This is a genomic window from Planctomicrobium limosum (genome assembly GCF_051465645.1).
GTDB lineage: Bacteria > Planctomycetota > Planctomycetia > Planctomycetales > Planctomycetaceae > Planctomicrobium.
Genome location: NZ_CP195790.1, coordinates 4655315 through 4677232, shown reverse-complemented (window position 1 = coordinate 4677232; position 21918 = coordinate 4655315). Strand labels below are relative to the sequence as shown.

At 53.2% G+C, this 21918-nt stretch carries 16 protein-coding genes; 3 read left to right on the top strand and 13 right to left on the bottom strand.

The window, feature by feature from the left end; translation table 11 throughout:
- The first annotated feature begins 48 nt into the window (after positions 1-48).
- The gene (locus SH527x_RS17735) at positions 49-531 is read left to right on the top strand and encodes a DinB family protein (protein ID WP_437192016.1); all 483 of its coding nucleotides are present in this window, start codon (positions 49-51) and stop codon (positions 529-531) included.
- A 169-nt stretch (positions 532-700) separates the two neighbouring features.
- The gene (locus tag SH527x_RS17730; RefSeq protein ID WP_437192015.1) at positions 701-1228 is read left to right on the top strand and encodes an N-acetyltransferase family protein; all 528 of its coding nucleotides are present in this window, start codon (positions 701-703) and stop codon (positions 1226-1228) included.
- A 20-nt stretch (positions 1229-1248) separates the two neighbouring features.
- Here the strand turns inward: SH527x_RS17730 and ribD are convergent, their stop codons facing one another.
- Together ribD and SH527x_RS17720 are read right to left on the bottom strand one after the other, a co-directional pair.
- On the bottom strand, positions 1249-2358 hold the full coding sequence (gene ribD / locus SH527x_RS17725; protein WP_437192014.1) for a bifunctional diaminohydroxyphosphoribosylaminopyrimidine deaminase/5-amino-6-(5-phosphoribosylamino)uracil reductase RibD: 1110 nt from the start codon (positions 2356-2358) through the stop codon (positions 1249-1251).
- 144 nt (positions 2359-2502) lie between these two features.
- Entirely contained in the window at positions 2503-4638 is a 2136-nt protein-coding gene (locus tag SH527x_RS17720) for a hypothetical protein (RefSeq protein ID WP_437192013.1), read from the bottom strand.
- 833 nt (positions 4639-5471) lie between these two features.
- On the opposite strand from SH527x_RS17720, the gene recJ reads away from it, so the two are divergent.
- Entirely contained in the window at positions 5472-7253 is a 1782-nt protein-coding gene (gene recJ / locus SH527x_RS17715) for a single-stranded-DNA-specific exonuclease RecJ (RefSeq protein WP_437192012.1), read from the top strand.
- Between the two features lie 78 nt (positions 7254-7331).
- Here the strand turns inward: recJ and SH527x_RS17710 are convergent, their stop codons facing one another.
- The 11 genes from SH527x_RS17710 to SH527x_RS17660 all read right to left on the bottom strand — a co-directional run bounded on the left by SH527x_RS17710 (position 7332) and on the right by SH527x_RS17660 (position 21887).
- On the bottom strand, positions 7332-7901 hold the full coding sequence (locus tag SH527x_RS17710; RefSeq protein ID WP_437192011.1) for a c-type heme family protein: 570 nt from the start codon (positions 7899-7901) through the stop codon (positions 7332-7334).
- Positions 7902-7979: 78 nt separating this feature from the next.
- Positions 7980-8213, bottom strand: a complete 234-nt coding sequence (locus SH527x_RS17705) for an FmdB family zinc ribbon protein (protein ID WP_437192010.1) — start codon at positions 8211-8213, stop codon at positions 7980-7982.
- A 133-nt stretch (positions 8214-8346) separates the two neighbouring features.
- Complete coding sequence (locus tag SH527x_RS17700) at positions 8347-10026, bottom strand: outer membrane protein assembly factor BamB family protein (RefSeq protein WP_437192009.1); 1680 nt, start codon at positions 10024-10026, stop codon at positions 8347-8349.
- Between the two features lie 241 nt (positions 10027-10267).
- Positions 10268-12832, bottom strand: coding sequence for a PQQ-binding-like beta-propeller repeat protein (locus tag SH527x_RS17695; protein WP_437192008.1), 2565 nt, complete (start codon positions 12830-12832; stop codon positions 10268-10270).
- 241 nt (positions 12833-13073) lie between these two features.
- The gene (gene leuB, locus SH527x_RS17690; protein ID WP_437192007.1) at positions 13074-14150 is read right to left on the bottom strand and encodes a 3-isopropylmalate dehydrogenase; all 1077 of its coding nucleotides are present in this window, start codon (positions 14148-14150) and stop codon (positions 13074-13076) included.
- A 288-nt stretch (positions 14151-14438) separates the two neighbouring features.
- Positions 14439-16112, bottom strand: a complete 1674-nt coding sequence (locus tag SH527x_RS17685; protein WP_437192006.1) for a hypothetical protein — start codon at positions 16110-16112, stop codon at positions 14439-14441.
- Positions 16113-16208: 96 nt separating this feature from the next.
- Positions 16209-17723 carry a type IV pilus biogenesis protein PilM gene (gene pilM / locus SH527x_RS17680; RefSeq protein ID WP_437192005.1) on the bottom strand — a complete coding sequence of 505 codons (1515 nt, stop codon included), beginning with the start codon at positions 17721-17723 and terminating at the stop codon, positions 16209-16211.
- 64 nt (positions 17724-17787) lie between these two features.
- Complete coding sequence (locus SH527x_RS17675) at positions 17788-19812, bottom strand: general secretion pathway protein GspK (protein WP_437192004.1); 2025 nt, start codon at positions 19810-19812, stop codon at positions 17788-17790.
- Positions 19809-20747 carry a prepilin-type N-terminal cleavage/methylation domain-containing protein gene (locus SH527x_RS17670; protein WP_437192003.1) on the bottom strand — a complete coding sequence of 313 codons (939 nt, stop codon included), beginning with the start codon at positions 20745-20747 and terminating at the stop codon, positions 19809-19811. Before SH527x_RS17670 ends, SH527x_RS17675 begins: the two co-directional genes overlap by 4 nt.
- Positions 20744-21217 carry a hypothetical protein gene (locus tag SH527x_RS17665; RefSeq protein ID WP_437192002.1) on the bottom strand — a complete coding sequence of 158 codons (474 nt, stop codon included), beginning with the start codon at positions 21215-21217 and terminating at the stop codon, positions 20744-20746. The genes SH527x_RS17670 and SH527x_RS17665 overlap by 4 nt, the downstream gene beginning before the upstream one ends.
- Entirely contained in the window at positions 21201-21887 is a 687-nt protein-coding gene (locus tag SH527x_RS17660; RefSeq protein WP_437194648.1) for a prepilin-type N-terminal cleavage/methylation domain-containing protein, read from the bottom strand. The genes SH527x_RS17665 and SH527x_RS17660 overlap by 17 nt, the downstream gene beginning before the upstream one ends.
- Positions 21888-21918: the final 31 nt, after the last annotated feature.

The following is a 21918-nucleotide window of genomic DNA, read 5'->3' as shown; positions in this document are numbered from 1 at the left end:
GACACCGCTTCCGATCATTCGATTCTCGCGAGACCAGAAAAGAGATTCATGACTCCCAACGACGCAATCAAACTGTCAATCGACGCCAGTACAATGGTTTGTCAGATGTATCTGGACGATCTTACCGACGCAGAGATGATGATTCGTCCGGAAAAGGGAACCAACCATATCAACTGGCAGGTTGGTCATCTTGTTGTGGAAGAAAATCACATGATGAACGCCATCCGGCCAGGTTCCATGCCTGAACTCCCGGCTGGAATGGCAGAAAAGTACAGCAAAGAAACAGCCAAAGTCGACGATCCTGCTGCGTTCTGTACGAAAGCAGAATTGCTCGCCGCATACAAAGTCCAACGGCAACGTACGCTTGAATTACTGGCAGCAGAAGACCCTGCAAATTTCACCAAAGAAACCGGTGTTCCTTATGCACCGACAGTCGGATCAATGTATACCATGCAGGGATCACACTGGCTGATGCACTCAGGTCAATGGGTCATCGTCCGACGCAAAATCGGCCGTGCTCCGTTATTCTAAAGTATGCACAAAAAGTGTGTGGCGAATCTGGCTCGCAGGATTCAGCCTTTCTCTTGTCGGGAAGGCTGTTCCTCGGCCGCATGATAGACAGAACCTGCCTCAAGTTCAGAACAAAGTCAATTCGTTCCTGTCACCTGGTCGACGCAGCAATTCGAAGTCGGTTCATAACGTGCATTGGATCTCTGACTACCAACTGCAAGACGGCACTCTGGTGCGGTTTCGTCATGTCACTCCTGCGGACGCAGAGATGATTGCGGACTCGATCCGCACTGCCTCGCCAGAGACACTGCTGCATCGATTCTTCTCCCCGATTACGTCTGTTCCGATTCCTGTCCTGAAGCAACTGCTCGACATCAATCCCAAGTCTGATCTCTGCTTTCTGGGACAAGCGGAGATCAACGGAGAGACCAAAGCAATCTGCGGGGCGAGATACGTTCGCCAGAACGAGACCACGATCGCAGAAATTGCGATCACCGTTCACGATGACTTCCAACATCGAGGACTTGGAACCTATCTCATCCGTAAGCTCGCGGAACTGGCCGCCGAACAAGGAATTGAACAGTTCGAAGCCATCGTCATGTCAACGAACACCGGCATGCTGCGTCTGATTGAGTCCGTCTCTCCGCGACACGAACGTTTCTATCTCGGAGACACAATCCGTCTGCTGATTCCCATTACAGACCTGATTTCACCGTAGACGCTGTCAGAGCAACATGTTTAACGGCGAACTCGCCCGGTGATGTAAACGTTGTCGCCCAACACTTCGATCCTGGGTCGCAGAAGTGAACTCATCTCCGGCATCATCTCACCACCGGTTCCGCCCACTGGAGTCAGGGCATCCAGTCCCCCAATAATCTTGGGAGCAATAAAACAATGGACTTCATCGATGAAGCCTGCATCCTGAAACGCTCCCAGTACATGACGCCCTCCTTCGACGAAGAGATTCGTCATGCGTCGCCGCGCCAATTCTGCCAAAAGTTCTGTCAGATCAAAGCGAATGCCATCTGACTGCAGCGGACAGACATAAACCTCCGCCCCAAGGTTTCGCAACTCCTCCACTCGTCTCGTGTCTGCTGACTCTGACACGACGAACAGCAGCGGCCCTTCTGACTGAGTCTGTAGCAGTTGCGAATTCAGTGGCGTTCGAGCAACTGGATCAAGAACAATTCGCACCGGTCGACGCACACCAGCAGGACGAGCCGTCAGCAGTGGATCATCTGCGACAACGGTTCCCACTCCAACGAGAACTGCATCCATTCGACCACGCAACTGATGCACCCGTTCACGTGATTGTGTATTTGTGATCCACTTGGAAGATCCGGTTCGAGAGGCAATCTTCCCATCCAAGGTCATCGCCCATTTCGCGTGAACAAATGGGCGTCCTTGCGTCATCAGTGTCGTGAAAGGAGCGAGTAACTCTTCGCCTTCCTCGCGACCAAGCCCGACCTCAACTGCGATTCCGGCAGTCCTCAGTCGTTCAAAGCCAGCCCCTTGATTGTGTCCTGCCGGATCCTCCACGGCACAAACAACCCGACGTATCCCTGCCTGAATCACAGCGTCGGCGCAAGGAGGCGTTTTCCCATGATGAGCACATGGCTCCAGCGTCACAAAAATCGTTGCTCCGCGAGCCAAATCTCCCGCCTGACGCAGTGCCATCACTTCTGCATGTGGCCCGCCATAACGCTCATGATTTCCTTCGCCCAACAGATTGAGCTCGGAATCGACGATCACCGCTCCCACGCAGGGGTTGGGTTCGACCGCTCCGGCACCGAGCCTGGCAAGCTCAAGTGCGCGTTGCATGACAGCAGTTTCGTCGGAGAACCTCATGATTGCTTCTCGCCACTTATCAGGTCAGAAAACTCACTCTGACGAAAAACAGCCGGACTCCGATCGACGGAACCCGGCTGCAACGATCGAACATCAAGCAGGCACACACAACGAGTTGAATATGCCTGCTTGTCAAACTTCAGATTAATCTGGCAACCAGAGTTTCTTCTCTGCACTGGATGTCTGCTCGTCCTCAGCCGTCCAGACTGCTCCCCCGGCACCCGGCGTCACAATCGCGTTCTCCCAAGGAGCTTCGATTCCAAGTGCACGCACGAACTCGTCGAGTCGGGCACGGACTGCTGGCAACTTCGCCCCATATTGATTCCAGACTTCCAGCAGCACTTTCTTGAACTCTGGATCGTCGGTATCGCGGGCACGCAGAGAGACTTCTCGCATCTTCCACATCAGCAATGTTTCGAACACATTGCCATTCTCTTTCGAGAACTGGAAGCCACGGTTCAGCCACTCAAATGCTTCCTGATCACGCAAAGATCGGCTGCACAGGTCGGCGAGCGTGACATAAGCCTGCTCTGCTTCCTGTGGCTTCTTTTCAACCAACTGTGGTCGGCTTGTGACAAACTCAGAGAGCAAACGATGACCCAGACCGCAGTGCTTCACAACGATTGCTCGCTGCAGAACTCGGTCAAAGATTTCGTCTGAGAGCTCTGCTGTCTGGAGTCGCAACAAGCGAGAAACAGAGAACGTATTCAGGTCGTGTTCTTCAGACAGACTGATCGGTGAGTCTGAAGAAATGCCCAACTGTTCTCGCAACGGAGCCTGATTCAACATCACGCTGCGGCGATCCATGAACGAATCGAAGACACGCAATGCTGCGGCGAGCTCCACTTTCAGCGCACTGTCTTTGCCTGCTTCCGCTGGCGACTTTCCACCGAGAGCAACCAATGGAGTCTTCAACCAGATTTGCGGAACAGTTTCATCGATGAACTGCTTTCGCAATCGATTTCGAACGCGAGACGTTGCCTGCGGTGGGAAAAATGCCGCTTCCGACAGAGCCATTTCTTCCTTGGAGAACGTTTGCAGAACGCTATCCGGAATCGGTTGACCATCTTCTCGCAGCAATGGCTTCACCAGATCGCCTGCAGCTGCGGCAAAGATTTTAGCAGACTCGCTCATCTGCTCGCCTTCAAGAGCGCTCAACTGCGCCTCTTGACGATCGCTGGCGTCAGCCGAGTCATACAGCATCAACTGACCAATGGAACGTGGAATCGTTTCCAGAGTTGCATTTGCCAGTTCATCAGCGGTCGGCACAGCGCGATCGAGAATGTTGTACGCAGCGACAACTCCGTCTGCCGGAGTGTTCTCCTGCAACGGCATGCGGCACAGTCGGTCTTCGTTGTCGAGACGAGTCAACAAACGAGAGAGTGACTCAACTTCGAACATCCGTGACAACACCGGAATGTTGTTCTCGGAGTTCTGCCGCTGCAGCAATTGAGCGATTGTTTCGACATCAACTGCTTTTTCGAAATCCTGATACAGCTTGGCTGCCTGATGCAATGCGGTCGCGGCGCGAGGAATGTCCCCGTCCCATGCTCGCATCAGACCGATGGTGTGATACAGCTCGGCCGACTGAGGATCTTTCTGAACGATCTGTTCCAGCAGGTCGGCTGCTTCTGAAAAGCAGGCATGCACATACAGACGCTGAGCTTTCTTCACCTGTGGGGCAAGCTCGTCTGATGGCTGATACGGCGGCAGTGGATGAGCACCGCGCAATGGGTACGGCACTGATGTATCGGAATCGAATTCCAGCATCGCCAGCAATGTCTGCTGACGTTCCTGCTCGCTTTCGAGACGCAGGACAACGGCCATGTGCTGGCGCGCTGCCATATCCTTCCCGTTTGCCAGGAAGTAATCGACAAGGCGGCTGGCAAGAACCGCGACGACGCGTGGTTCGGCAGTCATGCTCTTCAAAAAGGCGCGATGAATCACCTTCTTGCATTGATCGATTGGCTCGAGCTCGGTCATTGCCAGCGCGAGCAGCGCGTTCGACAACGGGTTATCTGGAGACTGACGCAGATACGCGACCAGACTGTCCCGAGCTTCTTCATTCCGATGATCAGCGATCAGTGAAATACCGCGTTGGTTGATCAACCAAGGGTTGTCGTTGTGTTCTTTCAACAACTTTTCAATCAGCTGCAAAGCCATTCGAGGCTGGTTGTTTTCCTGCAGCTTTTCGATCTTTGCCATCTCCGGCATGATTGCCTGACAGCAGAACTTCACTTTTTTACCGCTGCCGCAAGGACAAAGCGCGTACGAATCCATAACCCGTCTCTCCTGGAAGTTCTCGCTGATGGTGTTCCCGATGTGCACTCGGAAACGATGTTTATTTCTGCCTGACGCCAGCGGAACCTAATGTGTGGACGACCAGCACTGACTTACGAATCTGACTTTGATTCAGCCTTCGTAGTCCCGCATTTTCCAATGAAACAGTTTGCCTGTCTGAACCGACGGGAGCGATCTCACAAACGAAATGAGCCGAGTTACCAGAACCCGAACGCCCTCTCCTTGGATCAGAAATCAGGTCACACCACTTCATGCGGATGCTGGTACGATCTGAAATGTTTTATACCTGACCACTTTAGACGATTTGGAGAAACTTGGACAGCGTCATTTACGAACCCCTTCGGGTTGCGGGACATGCGACGCGAATGCTTCAAAACGCCCATACCAAACACAATTCCGACCGACTCACACCAACCGAAAAAATCAACATAACACACATCAATTAAACACCTTACACAACACAAACACCGATCTTCTAAAGACAAACTCTGCCGCAATTTGCACATCCAGTCAGTCGTGTCCTTTCGGGTCCCTGAGCATGGATCGTCGAGGCTAGATCTCACAACACTGGTGAAATTCCGCTAACGTCTTTCCAGCAAATGAACTAGGTCGTGTTCGAAATCCGTACGCGGCGCTGGTTTCACGAGGGTTTGATTTGGCATATAGTTGACACCGTTGCGTCTCCATCAAGGCCAATTCTATTTGCAGCATCCACAGTCAAGCCGCGAAGCACTGTCCACGTTTTGCAGCCGTGTAGATCCAATTGCTGAGACGCAATTCAGCGAGAATGAGGACACCAGAAGGAGATGGTCATGCCGCGGCAATGGAGGTTCGCATTACACGACAGGGCGGTTGTTGCCAGACTCGTCCGCGAGATGAGATGTTCTCCCCTGCTGGCTCAAGTTCTCGCCTCACGAGGAATTGACAGTGGCGCCAACGGAGAGCAGTTTCTGGCTGCGCGCCTTTCTGACCTGATTCCTCCTGACGAACTCCCCGGCGCAGCGGAAGCCGCCGACCGAATCGTTGCCGCCTTCCGTGCTGGTCGCCGGATCACAATCTATGGTGACTACGACGTCGACGGGGTTACCGCGACCAGCCTTCTCTGGCACTGCTTGAAACTTGTCGGAGCCAATGTCGATTACTACATCCCCAGCCGACTCGAAGAGGGTTATGGGCTGAATCTCGAAGCCATTCGCACTCTCCATGCAGAAGACCCGAACCGGATCATCGTGACTGTTGACTGTGGAATCTGCAGTCTGGAGGAAGCCGCCCTCGCCAAATCACTGGGACTCGAGTTGATCATCACCGATCATCACACACTCGACAGCGAACTCCCAGAATCCGCCGTCAATGTGCATCCACGTCTGCCGGGAAGCTCTTATGCATTCCCCGACCTGTGTGGCGCCGGGGTGGCATTCAAGCTCGCCTGGGCCATTTGCATGCGTCTCGGTGATGGAACCAAAGCCTCTCCGCGAATGCGTGACTACCTGAAATCCGCAGTCGGTCTGGCCGCGATGGGAACAATCGCCGACGTTGTTCCACTGAAAGGGGAAAACCGCATCATCGTCCGTTATGGACTGCTCTCGCTTCTCGAAAACTCACTGCCCGGCCTTGAAATGCTGCGGAAAATCGCAGGATACGAGAAGAATCGATCCCTTTCGGCGGAGGATATCGCCTTCGGAATCGCTCCTCGAATCAACGCCGCAGGTCGACTGGGGCAAGCACGCCTTGCTGTCGAGTTACTCACAACAGACAACCGCCAACGTGCAGCTCAACTGGCAGACTACCTCGATCAGCTCAACAAAAATCGGCAAACGGTCGAGCGAAAGATGTATCGTCAGGCCAAAGAAATGATCGAAGAGAACCCGGACTGGGAACAACATCCAACGCTTGTTGTTGCCAGTGACGAGTTTCACCCCGGCGTGATGGGAATCGTTGCGAGTCGACTTGTTGAACGCTTTCAAAAGCCCACGATCGTCATTGCATCCAATCTTGAAAGCGGACTGGGGCAAGGCTCTGGACGGACGTTCGGGGATTTCAATCTGCATTCCCATCTATGTGAATGCACTGAATATCTGGAACGTTTCGGAGGCCACAAAGCTGCTGTCGGGTTACGCATTTCACTCGATCGAATCGATGAATTCCGCGAAGCCTTTGCCAAGGTTGCCACGACTCAACTGGGCGAAGGGGAAAGCGTTGCTCCTGACATCCAGATTGATGCCGAAGTTTCGTTGCACGATCTGACAACGCCGGCCGTACGTGAACTCGATACGCTCGGCCCGTTCGGAGCACAACATCGGCGTCCGATTTTCAGTGTCGCCCATGTGCAACTGGCTGAACCGCCGGGAACAATGGGAGGGGGCGATCGTCACCTGGCAATGAAGGTTCGACAAGGCGAGAAAGTGTTTCGTTGCGTCGCATTCGGCAAAGGAGAATGGGCCGCTGAACTGGCGAAGGTCAACGGCCCGTTATCTCTCTGCTTTTCCGCGAGTATCAATGCGTTTCGTGGGTACGAAAACGTTGAACTTCAACTCCACGATTGGCGCCCGGCAGACACGATTGCCGGAAATACAACAATGTCGAGTGCGGTGTAGTCGAACGTCGTCTGACTGCCTGCCGACTGTGAATTCGGAAATCTGCCAAATCAGAAAGTAGCAGCCGACAATCAGCTGCTATTTTCCTTTTTGTAGGGGCATTGAGACCACAATTCCGGCAAACCGGTCTTCCAGACTTTTGCGGTCCGGAACATGGCACTTCAGACATTGTGACGAGAGACGAATCATCCCGACGTAGCGATACGTCCCATCTTCAACCGCTTCATACTCGCCCTTACCGGAAGCGATTTCTTTGGCTGCAGTCTTCTCGAACTCGTCCTCTGGCTTGTTATCGATGCTCATCGCTTTCGCGTTGACAACGATCCACCGCATCTTTACCTGATGCGTCCGCTCCATCTCACTGAAGACATCCTCAAGAGAACGCGACGGAATTCGAAAAGACTTCTCGTCATCGAAGAAGTCCCGATGCATGACCTGCAACGATCCGTGAATCATCTCATGCAGTAATTTTGCTCTTCCCCGTGCTTCTTCAACTGTGCCGGGGAGTGATGCACCTGCAACTGCGGCGTCTGCTGTCTGCCGTTCTTCAGCATGTAACTGAGTGGGCGTCAGACTCAAAAATGTTGACAGGACCAAAGGAGAAATGGCCAGCAACAACGTGAAAAAATTGACTTTCACAGCGGACATAGTCCACCCTTTCATTTCAAATCCGGGCGCAGAAAAGAATGAAAAGACAGCCAATTCAGGAGCAGGTCATCCGGCGGGCTACTGTGGCAACCTGCAACAGTGCGGATTACAAGGTGGGGCTCCCATTGGAGGGCAACTTCCTCCCATGACTGGCAACGACCGAGCCCCTCCGGCAACATGCCCGGCAGGAGCACTCATCATTTTCTCAAGGCGTTCGCTCTGGCATTGTTCACAGACTGGAGCCTGTCCACCACGGACAAAGACTTCAGAAATTGCTCCACAATCTTCACAGCGAAAATCAAAAACTGGCATAACTGCTCACGAAACTCAAAAGCTGAAACTGAAGCAGACCGAAAACAACTGAACCCCACACGCCGCTTGCTCTGAATATTCATTCAGAAAGCAGAGAGCGTGCAGGATTCAAACCACTCCATCTGATACGGAATTATTCTCCGTCTTTCTTACTGCCAATGGCGTACAGGGTCGACTTGTTGGCAATAAAGAGCACGTTGTTGGCGACGACGGGAGTACTGTAAACAGAGTTCCCGCACGAGACTTCGCCAACCTGCTCCATTTCTGCGGAGAGCTTGAAGATGGCAACATCACCGTCTTCGTCTCCGATGTAGACATTGCCTTCAACAATCAAAGGTGAGCCCCAGGCCGCCGCGAACATATCGTAGTTCCAGTGCGACTTTCCGGTTTTGGCATCCAGACAGTGAAAGATTCCCGAGAAGTCGGCAATGAACAGCAGATCGTCTTTGATCGCAACGGTCCCACAGGTTCGGTGCATTTCCTCTTCGAAATCGATCTCACCATTCTTGTTGGTGTCGTCTCCGGTATAGTGCCAGACCACGGCTGAATTGGGGTTTGGAACGGCCTTCTCACCCTGCTCCGGGAAGATCGCCTGCAGGCGTCGTGATCCGTCGCCTTTGTCAACCACTTCCTTGCCAGCCGAGTCCATCGCCAGCGTCGGACTGACATCGCCACGCTTGTTCGGATCGACACACCACAGGTGGCCGTTGCCTTCCCCGTGCTCTGGGTCTTCACCGACACCGATGTAAATATTTCCGTTGTAAATTACTGGTGTTCCGATCAAGTGATTCCGCTCGCTACGACCGCTGACGGAGTACTTTGACTCTTTTGGATTGCAGTCGAACTTCCAGATCAGTTTGCTGTTACCAGCACCATCACCGGCCGGGTCGAAGGAATACATCCAGCCATCACCAGCACCGAAAATCACCTGAGCCTGGCCGTTAAACACGCCATAAGCCGGGGACGACCATTGACCATGCAGGATGTTCAATCCTGGAGATTTATCGCTCCACAGAACCTTCCCGGTGTTACGATCAATCGCAAAAAAGCTTGCCGCACTTGGAGCAGGAATGTTAGCGTGAGACTCGTCCACACCATTGGAAGTGTTGACGAAGAGAACATCCCCGGCACATGTCAACGAGCAGTTGCACATGTTGTGCTGAGACACTCCCAGCGCCCCCATCATGTCATACTTCCAGATGATGTCGGCTTCGTTCTTGTTCTCGTTATCTTCGGCCTTGTAAGGACCGTCGTTCTCTCCGTCGTTAAAGCCTTCTGCATCGAGGCAGACAACTTCCCCACGGCTTGTGACGTACCAAACCTTGTCACCTTCAGCATACACTGAAGAACAGATCCCTTGATCCGGCCAGTCGTGGACGCGGCCGGTTGGCAACTTAGGGTTCGAATGCTGCCACAGAAACTTTCCTGTTTTTTCATCGAAGCACAACAGCGCTCCCAGATCGATTGTCTTTGGAAATCGGCTCAGGTAAGCGTTGTGATTGTTCGTCCCGACGTAGACCTTTCCGTTGGCGACAACAGGGTTTCCGTAGGTCTGAGATCCCAGCGGGGCCGACCAGAGAATATTTTCTCCGCTGTCGACATCCCACGAGGTTGGAATGTTCACACCTTCTGGCGTGTTATTGCGGTACCCTGAGCCACCCCATTGCGGCCAATCGTGCTTTCCAACTTTCATCTTGGCAATCTCGCCAAGAACGAAGGCCGTTGGTTCAGCAGGTTCTTCTGCAAAGACACCCACGGTCGGCGCAATAAATGTCGACAGGCAAATCGAGGTTGCGAGAAATCGGCGGATCATATCTGTCCCTATCGGGCATACGCCCTTTCCGATGCCCGGTGAACAATGCATCTCTCGATGCCATCTGTTCTGCCGGGCATAAACTTTGAAGATCACTGAAGAGCTGTCGCCCTTCGTCTCTCTGAATCAGGGCACCAGCAGGAAATCAATGATCTCCTTAACTGATGCCGGGGAACTCACTGGCCACTTGAAATCGAAGGAACTCAATCGAATTCCAAAACAAGTCAGGCAGTTCGGACCACTACTCCGCGTTTCGGGTCACTGTCAGGTTGTCATAGAAAAACTCACCATCTTTGGTGTTTCCAAACAACCCAGGACTTCCGATCAGGTTCGGGGAAATATCGGCAGCTTCGATCGACCACGCTTCAGGTTCTGGCTCTCCACGAACCCAAATCTTGCCTTGCACAAGTGCCTTGCCGTCTTTCACCGAGGTCTTCAGCTTCATCGTGTACCAGACTTCAGGCTTCCATTCGAAAGAAACGGATGCGGAGAAGCGGTTGAGCTGCGGAGTCCATGTGCGAACCTGAAGTTGCTTAGACGCTCCCATCAGGTCGAATGTATATCGCTGACCAATCAATCCCGCATCTGGAAGTTTTCCAAGTCGAGAGAAGCTGAGAACATCGGACTGAATCGTGTAGTTGGTCAGATCCGTTGGCCCCATCCATCCCTGGCTGCGGGTTCCCTTTGGAATGGTTGTGACTTTGCAGATCACGCCATTGCCATCGATCTTACGTTCTCCACGTTCGATGGAGAGCTTCGCTTCAGGGACGGTCTCTTCCCCGTTGCCGGTCTTGCGATCCCATGTTGACCAGGTAAAACCGGAGATCACGTTCTCGTCAACGAGTTTCTGAAGACCAGCATCAAATTTGGCTTTGAACTCATCTAACGTCTTCGGCTTGTCTTCCCCTTCTGCCAGATTCAGGAAGGTCAGCAAACCTTTCAGTCTCTGCTGCGGAGTAGAATCATCGAACTCGCGTTTCGGCCCGAAGTTCGCAAACTCGGTCATGAAGTAGATGTAGAGGTCCGAAGCAAAAGCATTCTCTGCTTTCAACTTCGAAAGTAGATCCCAGTCGAGTGGAACGTGGCGGTAGCTACACCCGACCCAAGTTTCTGGAACCTTTCCATCATTGAAATCAAAGGACCAGTTCAGGCTCGGAATCACACGAATTCGAGCGGTCCCTTCGATATTGCGATGTTTGGCAGTGACGATCACGCCTTGATGTTGAGTCTGAGTCGATTGAATGGTGTACCGACCAGAGTTGTCAAATTCGCCTGGGCCCTGAAGCGAGAACTCCACCTCATCAGGATGAGCGTTTCTCAAGTACTGCCCTTTCGCATTATACAGACGGGCCTGAAACTGCTGACGAGCCCCTGGAACCAGCAACGATTCTGTTGGAACAACGCTCAACTGTGCAGGACGTTCATCGAGAGCGATATGGGTTTCCCGAGCTTGACTTGCTTTCACCGCTTCGGCTTCAACAAGTTCGGCATTCCCAACGCAGTACATGTGCCCTGTCGTTGGGATATAGACTCGCCCGCGCCAGGCAATTGGAGAACCATAACATTCGTCCCCGCGAGGGAACCGGTATTTGTGAACGAACTCCGCTCCCTTTTCGGTCGGCTTCAGAATATAGCCGCGGCCGTTGACTTCATTAATAAAGATCTTGCCGTCAACGTACAGCAAATTTGCACGCATCATCGTGCCGAGCGGAATGGACTTGCCAACCTCATTCCCGGTCTCAGGATCGACGCAGTACAACTTGGCACGATCGTCAACGAAGTAAAGGCGGTTCTCGATCATGATCGGTGAGGAGCGACCGACGGCATATTGTGTCTTTTTCCAGATCGTCCCGGTCTTACTGATATCTCCTCGCTGCTTTGCATCAATACAGAGAAGCGCTCCCATTTCGTTCGAGTCGAGATTCTCTTCGGAATGCCCGATATAAACTCGGTCGCCATGCAGCAATGGAGTGGTGTTAACTCCGTGTGCAGACAGATTGTATGTCCACAGCTTTTTCCCGGTCCGCGGCTGAAAGCCATGCACGGCTCCGTCGCCGCCACCACAAACCATCTGCAGCTCACCATCAACTACCCCGATCACGGGAGCGCTGTATGTGGTATCTTCAGGTAATGGACGCGTGCCAACGTACCAGACGACCTGACCGTTTGATTTGTCCATCGCCAGGAAGCGATGGTTCGGTTTCGCCTGTTCTCCCCAGCCAATCACGACGGCACTGATGATGACATTGCCTTCATGGATCAACGGGTAGTTTGTTCGTCCCCCGTAGGTGGTCAAGAAGCCAAACTCTTCATGAAGGGAGCGTTCCCAGACCACTTCGCCTGTCTTGCCGTTCAAGCAGCAGAAGTACCCGCAGACACCTTGAACATAAACGTTTCCGGTCTCTGGATCGCCAACGACGCTGGACCAGCCGATTCGCTCAATCGGGACATCTGTCAAATAGACGTTGAAAGCATGTTCCCAGAGAACCTTGCCTGTATTGGCATCAAGGCAGACGACTTTCTCTCCGGCCTTATTGATGTCGTCTTCGTTGCTGTTTGTGACCAGATACAGCCGCTCATTCATAATGATGGGGGTCGAGCGACTCCCGATCGGAGCATCCCAGAGAACATTACTTCCGGGGCCTCCCTTGGGATCCCATTTTTCCGGGATACCACGTTCCGGCGAAATGCCTGTGTACTGGGGACCAACCCAATACGGCCAATCCGGCCCGACTGCTTGAGCAGGGGTTTCAGACAGGCAGAACAGCGCAGCAGAAAACAGGGTAGTCAGCAGCAAGCGATTCATGCGCAAACTCGGCTGTGAGGATTGTGGATGGAATCGAGACGGCTTCCGTGCCCACAACAGGCGGGATCAATCAGCGGGACTCACATCCAATCTGATTTTTTACCATAGTCAACGCAGTGACAACCAGCAAGTTGCCCCTCAATGTCCAAATCGGGAAAAACTAATCTGTATTCGAAATCGCAAATCAAAGGAAAATGCCCTCGGAAATTTCACTTTCCAAGGGCATTTTTTCAATATCGGTCTACTTCAACAGTTCCAGAACTTTTTGTCCCATTTCGACCGTCCCGATTGACGGTGTCCCTTTCGGGGCAATGTCTTTGGTGCGGAAGCCTTGATCCAGAACCGAATTCACGGCCCCTTCAATTAATTTTGCTTCAGATTCGAGATTCAGAGAGTGACGCAGCATCATTGCTGAGGCGAGAATCGTGGCGAGTGGATTCGCGATCCCCAATCCGGCAATGTCAGGAGCGGTTCCGTGAATTGGCTCATACAGACCTGGGCCACTGCTTCCAATACTGGCCGAAGGGAGCATTCCCATTGAGCCTGGAAGCATTGATCCTTCGTCTGTCAGGATATCCCCGAACAGATTGCTGGTGACAACCACGTCAAACGAAGTTGGACGAGAAATCAGGTGCATTGCCATTGCGTCGACAAGCACAACGTCAAACGTCACGTCCGGGAACTCTGTCTTCACAACACGTTCTGCAACGCGACGCCAGAGCCGGGAAACTTCCAGAACGTTAGCCTTGTCGACCGAGGTCAAACGCTTTGAACGTCCCTGAGCGGCCTTCGCTGCCACTCGCACAACACGTTCAATTTCGTGTGTGGAATAGGTCATCGTGCTGAAGGCGGTTTCACTGCCGTCGTCGTTTTTCTTCAAGCCGGATTCACCGAAGTAGATCCCGCCGGTCAATTCACGAACGAACAGGATGTCGGTTCCCTGAATCACTTCTCGCTTCAATGGAGACGCATCAACCAGACAATCAATTGCAGTGATAGGACGGAGGTTCGCAAACAACCCGAGTTCTTTGCGGATCTTCAACAACCCTGCTTCTGGACGTGTCTTGGCGGTTGGATCGTCCCACTTTGGGCCCCCGACTGCTCCCAGCAACACAGCATCAGATGCCCGGCATGCGGTCAGAGTCTGTTCTGGCAGCGGATCACCGAAATCGTCGATCGCGTTTCCACCAATTGGATGGGACGAAAACTCAAACTGATGCCCACCAATTTGGGCAACGCGTTCCAGCACCAGCTTTGCCTGAGCGACGACTTCAGGACCAATTCCATCACCAGGCAGCAAAACGATCCGGGCGTTCACTCGATTACTTTCCCAATTCAGAGCAGTCGTTGAGACAGTTGGCCCACATGGACTCTTCCCGTCGTACTGCCCCAGTTAATAAATGATTCGTTGAATTCAACAACAGACGATACGGTTTCAATTTGGACACAGCCAGCGTATCGGGACAGTCAGAACGACTCAAGTCTTGCCCCGGAGTTTGCAGCGATGGCTCAGGCCGGAATCATCCCCTACAGTCCACAAAACCAAACCCTTCAGGGCATTCCGCAGCTGTAACAACCCGGTTTTCCCTGACAGATCAACAGCTCATTACGTTGTTCCGGGAGCTGGCTGCATCTCAGTCAAAGGCTGCTCCATCTTCCATTGAAACTTCTGGTCGCCACGCTTCACGATAATGAACGTCGGCCCGATCGATTCCAAGGTGAGATCAAAATCAGCAACCTGAAACACATCGCCGGTATGCAGTACGGTGGTTTTGTTGGTCGCACGATCGTAAATCCAGGCTTCTTCCTTGCCTGATGATCGTGTTACCGACCCTGTCAAATAGGTAAAGCGTGCCGAATCCTCATCAAGGCTGACCGGAATCGTTGATGTGACCACTTCTGGAAACTCGTCCGTATCTGTGACCTTCAGGCGAACTTCCATCTTCTGCGGCATCAACTCTTCGCCCGGCTTCCACTTCAACAATCCTGACTGAGTATCAATCGTCATCCCGGCAGGGCCTTGCTCGATGGCGAACGTCACCGGTTTTCCATTCCCGTCCGGATCTTTCACGTCGATCTTGATCTCTGACTCTCGACCAATAAAGAAGCGAAATGGACCAGCAGATGTGATCTGTGGAGGAAGGTTGCGGTCGCGGACTCGCACTTTGAACGAAGGAGCAAAACCCGCATCGCGGCCATTCGTTCCCCAAACCAGCAGTTCAACAGGATGATTCCCCAGTTCTGCCTGATTTGTCACACGCCATTGCAGTGTGCCAGTCTGAGCATCCAGTTCCATCCCCGGCGGAGAAGAAACCAATTCAAATTTCGGTGAACCAAAAGCCGGGTTCCACCCTGCAACGTCGAGCTTCCAGCTCCAGGTATTACCGCGAATCACAGGGGGAGGAGTCGTCGTTGCCAGACGGGGCTGATAATCGATCTTGGGAGCCGGTTTAGTGAATAGACTCGCATTCGCGATGGCGTTCATCTCGTTCGCAAGCCTGCTGTTGTCCCGTAGCGGAAACAGCTCGACATAAGCATTATGATCGTGCTTCTCAGAGAAGGTCTTCTCAACGCCACGCTGAACGTTCCAGGTGTTTCCTTCCATCGCTGTCACATTCATGAATTCGGTCCCGATCCGAATACAGAATGGAACCTTTTCAGGAAAGCCCTTATTGGAAACAACCGTGACTTTCGTCGCATCTTTGCTCACAGGCTCAAACAACTCCGACTGTGGAAACAATCGAGGTCGCTCAGAAGCCGACTGCATCGAGATTCCTTCCAGAATCAGCGTCACATTCAGTTCCGGGTCCCCTTCACTCGAAGGACTGGTCACATCACAGCGCGCCATGCGTTGCAGCAGATCAACGGATTCGAAGCGATCGATGAACTCCATCAACTCACGAAGTTTGGCACGCACTTCCATCTGCACAGGAATCGTGACGAACGTGTCACCTTCAGCCACACGCCGTTCGAGTGTCACCTTCAGGATTTCAAATCCCGACAACTGTGCGAGATTGATGAGCCATTCCTGGTAAAGTCGTTGCGCATCTTCCGGATTCGGCGGCAGGCTCAAGCCTCGCCATTGCTTCATCTCGCCATCTTTTCTGGCAAGAGCCATCTGCTCAGTCCGAAGTCGCTGAGTCTCAGTCGTCTTCGCTTTCACCACATTTTCGAGATCACGCAACGGCGTCAGGATTGCGGACTCGAAATAGCTGAATCCGACGCCGCCGATGAGAACCGCGCCGAACGAGATCGCCAGTAATTTTTCACGAGACTTCATGACACAGCCGCTCTTATTCGATCTTCAACAACAAGGCGTGATTCGATTGGCGTCAACACAATGACATGCAGACACGTCCTCACAAATCCGAGGCACTTACTTGGCACCCGAGCCCGCATTCCCGGTTGACACTGCTGCGGTTGTCGGCGGTTTGGGTGGCTGGACTGCTGGAGCCGGAGTCTTCGCAGGCCCCTTCGAGGCCGGTGGTGCAATCACAGTTCGCGGGAGTTCAACATCGAGGTCAAATTGCCATGGAAAATCAGGATCGCGATTCCCCAATGCAGGAGTATTTGGTCGAACGCGGTATCCGTTGTCAGAGAGTGACTGCTGCAGGAAATCGACATCGGATCGATCCCGTGCCCGTCCCTTCCCTGTAAATCGAGCAATCATCGCTCCCTGCATTGGAACGATGCGGAACTCTTGCAGATAGACCCGATCACGGCCGGGGAAGTACTTGTGCAGGTGGCTCCACAGCTCGACCGGATGTGGGTCCCCTTCCATCCAGCGGACAACACGAGCATGAGCATCACTGCGAGGTTTCCCTTTCTTCAGGAACTCTTCCTGACCTCTGATTTCCTCGTCAGCAACTGCGACCTGATTTTCCAGCGCACCTTTCGTGGAATAGAACCAGTAGCTTCCGCCTGCCAGCAAGAGAGCCGCAGAGATCCCGGCGATCGAGAAATACAATTTCCGTCGATCCGGAGCATCAACTCGCTTCCGTGGATGCAACAGATCAATCGACAAGCTCGGATCAGAAGACGAGGTCAGCGCACCTGATAATGCCTCAAATCCCGGGACGGATTTTCCTCGTCCTGTTTCTGTCGGGTCAATGACTTTCAACCCGGCACCGAATCGCTGTTCAAGGAGATTTTGAACTCCCGGGTGCGGAGTCCCACTCAAGTAGAAGCAGCGTGTCACAACCACTTCACCACGAGTTTGCACCAGCGCCATGAACAGCCGAGTGATCTCCATGTTCAATGGTTTCAGCGCATCGCCGTGAGCATCATCAGCAAGATGCACGACATGGCTGAGGACCAGTGAACCTTCATCAAAGATGGAAAGTTCTACCTGCGAATGCTGTTGATAGACGACAAGATCTGGACCATCGATGCCCAGGTCTGATGCGGCTTTTGTGCGAAGAAACCGCCCCACGCCCAACGAGGCGAGTGTGACTCTGGTCACTTCCAACCCGGCCGCATCACAAACCGCTTTCATTCGGGCGAGCTTATCGCGATCAATCGAGATCGCGATCACATCCTGCCCGTCGCGCCCCGGCTGCACCGGCAGCGGCAAATAATCCAATACTAAAGAATCAATCGGAGCAGCCGTTTTTGTCGCTGCCTGAAATCGAACCAGATCGGGCAATTCATTTTCAGGGCTGAGTGGTAACTGCAAACGACGCATCACGACAGATTCGCGCGGCAGTACCAGAACCGCTTTGCCACCGGGAAGCCCTGCCCGTTGAAGCCACGCGTGCAGAGACCCTCCGGCCTGCACCGCCGGGACAAGAGGATCTGCATGATCGACAGATTCCTCGCGCGCGGCCTGTCCCTTGGCGCTCAAGGCGTCGATTCGATCGCGGAACCATTCCAATGCAATCTCTTCAGACACGGCGAATCACTCTCAATCGGGAATTAAAATCTCTGTCTAAAACAATACTTCGCTCGACGTCAGGTCACTGCGAGACTCGATCAGTCTGAAAACCTGGCAAGTCTTCTCGTCGATACCCTGCCCCTAATCGCGACAAATTCCGCTGATACAGAATCCTGGGAGCGTAGGACGACGCGTCAACAATCGCTTCAACCCGGGCAATCGTCCCACCGCGATCACTATGGCCGATCACCTGCATCCGGAAGACTTCTCCACGAGCCGTAATCGAACTATCCAGTTCTACCATCGTTGGCAGATCCACGAGTCCTTCAATCAGCAGCCAACCTGCCGTTGCAAAGCGATCAGCAGTTGTCGCCCCTGATAAACGTTGCGACCGAACCTCAATAATCTTCGCAGGCAAGTCTTCTGGCATTGAAGGAATGGCCATCAAAACAGAGAGTCTGGCTTCATTGATGTTAATTCGTCCACGAATGTCCGTTTCATCCGTAATGGAAAACTGATCGAGCAATGTTGGCAGATTCATCTGCAGGTTGCCTGGGTCCGCCGCCCAGGGACTTTCCAATGTCACCTGCTGTCCGTTGACCGTCGTATTCACCTGAGCCCCGACCAGTTCATAGATGGAACGAATCGTTCGCTTGCTGCCTGCAGCCAAATCAAGTCCGCCGCGTGTGACACTTCCTTCCGCGCCGCCCAAGACTCCTGCCAGCGCGTCAGCGGCATCTTTCAGTCCCTGATCGGTCGTTGCATCCCCAGTGGTCATCGCACTGCTGGAACTACTGGAACTTGTCGATGGTCTCCAGAGACCGGTGGACTGTTTAGAAGATTGTGCCCCCCCCTGTCCGGATCCGCCAGATTGGCCTCCTGATTGACCGCCGCCTGACTGACTACTACCACCGCCAATTGACTGGCCGCCACTGGCCTGACCACCACCAGATTGCGAACCACCAGATTGCGAACCACCAGATTGTCCGCCAGTTCTATCACCGCCGCCACCGCCGCCAGACTGGCTACCGCTTTGTCCGCCGCCGCCCCCACTGGCTCCGCTTCCACCACTACCGGAACCAGAACTGCCTCCACTCCCAGATTGCCCAGAACTTTCTGTACCAGAGTTGCCTGAGGCGGAGTCCAATGCTTCAGAGGCCGGCCCATGCAGGCGAAATGCGGTTACGAACGTCGCGATGTCTGCGTCGAACTTCTCTTCAAGTTCGTCGTACAGGTCGGTCAGCAAATCCTGATTCAGATTGACTCTGGCCTCGCCAAACACATCGACCGCATGCTGAAGATTCTTCTCTTTGCTATGTAAAGTCAGGTATTCGACCCAACCCATGTCCAGAACATCGTCTGCGTTGTCCCACGGCAACGACGCCTCGCCATCATTCTCATTGGGATCAAGAATCCCGTTGCGGTTCGAATCCTCACCATACAGCATTGCAGGGTCCACCCCCTCAATGAGCAACAGTTCTTCCAGCGATTCCAATGGACCGTTGCGCGGCATCACCGTGGTATAGCCCTCGAACTCCATACCGTAATCACGTAGTTCGTCGTCAGAGTCAATCCAGTCCAGAATTGAATCTGCAATCACTTCTGTCATGTACGGTAGCGCCATGAGCATCTCACGCGCAACCCCATCTGAAGGGTCCAGCAATGCCAGCGCATTCAGGTTGATCTTGGAAGATTCATCAACCAGTCCCATCCGCAAAACCTGACCTCCCTGATTCCGGCTCTGGCTCGTGACAATGGCATCCTCAACAGGAGCCACAACTGAGAAGCCAGCATCCTCAGCAATCGGCACATGGAATAATGCCTGATTGTGATACACATCGGCTTGCCAACCTCCCCCGTCTGGTCCGAGAAACGCAGCGACGTACTCGACTCCGGAATGTGCAAACGCGGTTGCCTGCAATTGCTGACCATATGCAGTCGATGCCCGATACTCCGTAATCATCGTGTCCGAGAACGTATAGGCCGCCAGTGTCAGCATTGCGATCACGACGAGCACGAGCACCAGCGCACTCCCTCGACGCGAGACGTCTGTTCGATCAGAAGACGATGAAATTCGCCTTGAACAGAGTGTTGATCCGTTTCTCATTGCAGCGTCTCCGGGTTGGGCTCGGAGGCAGGCAGATAGAACACGTGCTCAATATGTGTCACCTTCGCAATTGCCCCAGGGAGTGGTCCCCCTAAACGCTCAGGCGGAGGACTCCAGATTCCAAAGGTGACATGAATCGCCCGAGGCAAAATTCCCGACGCAAGGCTGTCCCAGCTTTCGACCCAGTCCACACCATCGAAATAACGAAACGAGAGTTCGGTCACTTCGGCAGCCATGAGATTCGGCGAGTCGAGCACTTCATCAACTTTGACAATCGCAAACAGGTCGCGAACTCGTCGGCCCAATCCCTGATCCGGGCGAGTCACTTTGAGATTCTGCTGTAACAAGGCCAGTGTGATGGAATCGATCTCCACCAGCCCATACGAGATCACCTGCAGATCACTCGTTCGTTCATCTCCAACAGGACGATCATTGAGAGAATAATAAGACAACTCTCTTGTCGGCTGACTGACGCAGAGATGCAGAAGATCAGCAGTTCCCACGACACCTGCCAGCGCTGGAATCCCGGCATCTTCGATCCCGTCGAAACTCAAAACCGGCACAACAACTGTCGAACTGGAACTGGAACTGGAATCCGATGACAGATCATCATCTGTCGCCTGCCCCGTCCCCATCTCAGACGAGGCCTCGGTTTCTTGTGGAAGTGCAAGGACAACGGCATTGACGTCGTCCTGCATTCGCAACGTCAACCCGCGTAAAAACTGCTGCCCGGTAATTTCTCCCCGACCAGCCACACGATAGCGATAGCACAGATCGATCCCTGCATAGACGGCGTACACGAGCAAGACAGTGAGCCCCAGTGCAATTAACACTTCCAATAATGTGAACGCTGATCGCTGCCGTCGCCGTGCGATGCAGGGAACGCATGTTTGATTCACTGTGAATTGATTCAAGACATCGCGTGAGTGATTCATAAACCACTCTCCGCCGCTGCTGCGGAATCAATAAACACCTGAGGATCGCGAATGAGCCGAATCATCTGATACTGAACTTCTGCATCAGAGTGATTGCCTGAATGTTCGACCGTCAGTTCCAGTCGTAAAAGATACGGGACACCGGCATCGAGAACATTCAAGGTCCAGTACCAGTCCGCCTTCCCGTCGATCAGGCTCTTTGAAACAGATTCTAAGGGAACACCACCGGCAAGAATCAGATTCATCTGACTTTCGCAATACAATTCTGCCTGCGAGCGTAACTGGGCGCGAATCGCAGCCTTGCTTCCCGTGTTGAGAATCTGACTGATTGCCGCCAGCGCACCAATATAGATGGATAAGGCGAGGACAACCTCGAACAGACTGATCCCGCGACGAGTGAAGACGTATCGCGACCGGCCACGTCGCTTCGAGCACGAAAGAACAGGTTGAAGATCAGTTCCCTGTCGCACCGAGTTTCTCCGACATCTCTGCGATTGGTTGAACAGAGACGGCTCCCGTTAATCCACGCACATGAAGTTTGGCATAGCGTCGACTTTGATTCATCACCACCACTGAGCCATCCGTAGCAGAGCCATCAGGAAAATACAGAATCGGTGTCGACCACCCGACATCCCTGGCGAGTTCCCCATTCTGCAACTGGGTCAGCCAGCTGTCATCCAGTTTCTCAATGATCGTCTGCTGCCCGCTCAGTAATGCATTGTCTACATGGAAATGACATTCACTCCCTAACTCATACACGCGGTACGGTTCTTTCATACGAGTGGTCGTACGAATCGACGTCGTGGTTCCGGCAGTTTGATTGCTCCCGGATGAGGAATTTGTGTCCAGAGATTCCTGAGGAAGAATGACATACTTTCGCCCTTGCGGTTCATAACGAACCTGAAGAGTCACCCCTTCTTCCACCGCTCGAACCCGAGCACGATCCAATACCTGCCGGACCTGTTCCACATTCCCTTGCAACGTCTGCAACTTGAGATTGTTAAACAGGCGCGGCCAGCTTAAGGCAGCGATAATCCCCAGCACTGACACGACGAGCAGAAGTTCAAGCATCGTAAATGCGGGGCGCGCTTGTTGAGCGTTCCTCGCATTTGATCGTCGACATGAACAACTCTGCCGCATCATCTCAGTTCTATGCCTGGCTTTGGACCGT

Coding starts and splice junctions, on each gene's coding strand:
- SH527x_RS17675 (WP_437192004.1), bottom strand. CDS start 19,812: ATGAGAAACGGATCAACACTCTGTTCAAGGCGAATTTCATCGTCTTCT.
- SH527x_RS17685 (WP_437192006.1), bottom strand. CDS start 16,112: ATGAAGTCTCGTGAAAAATTACTGGCGATCTCGTTCGGCGCGGTTCTC.
- SH527x_RS17660 (WP_437194648.1), bottom strand. CDS start 21,887: ATGCGGCAGAGTTGTTCATGTCGACGATCAAATGCGAGGAACGCTCAA.
- ribD (WP_437192014.1), bottom strand. CDS start 2,358: ATGAGGTTCTCCGACGAAACTGCTGTCATGCAACGCGCACTTGAGCTT.
- SH527x_RS17695 (WP_437192008.1), bottom strand. CDS start 12,832: ATGAATCGCTTGCTGCTGACTACCCTGTTTTCTGCTGCGCTGTTCTGC.
- recJ (WP_437192012.1), top strand. CDS start 5,472: ATGCCGCGGCAATGGAGGTTCGCATTACACGACAGGGCGGTTGTTGCC.
- SH527x_RS17700 (WP_437192009.1), bottom strand. CDS start 10,026: ATGATCCGCCGATTTCTCGCAACCTCGATTTGCCTGTCGACATTTATT.
- SH527x_RS17705 (WP_437192010.1), bottom strand. CDS start 8,213: ATGCCAGTTTTTGATTTTCGCTGTGAAGATTGTGGAGCAATTTCTGAA.
- SH527x_RS17670 (WP_437192003.1), bottom strand. CDS start 20,747: ATGAATCACTCACGCGATGTCTTGAATCAATTCACAGTGAATCAAACA.
- SH527x_RS17720 (WP_437192013.1), bottom strand. CDS start 4,638: ATGGATTCGTACGCGCTTTGTCCTTGCGGCAGCGGTAAAAAAGTGAAG.
- SH527x_RS17710 (WP_437192011.1), bottom strand. CDS start 7,901: ATGTCCGCTGTGAAAGTCAATTTTTTCACGTTGTTGCTGGCCATTTCT.
- SH527x_RS17735 (WP_437192016.1), top strand. CDS start 49: ATGACTCCCAACGACGCAATCAAACTGTCAATCGACGCCAGTACAATG.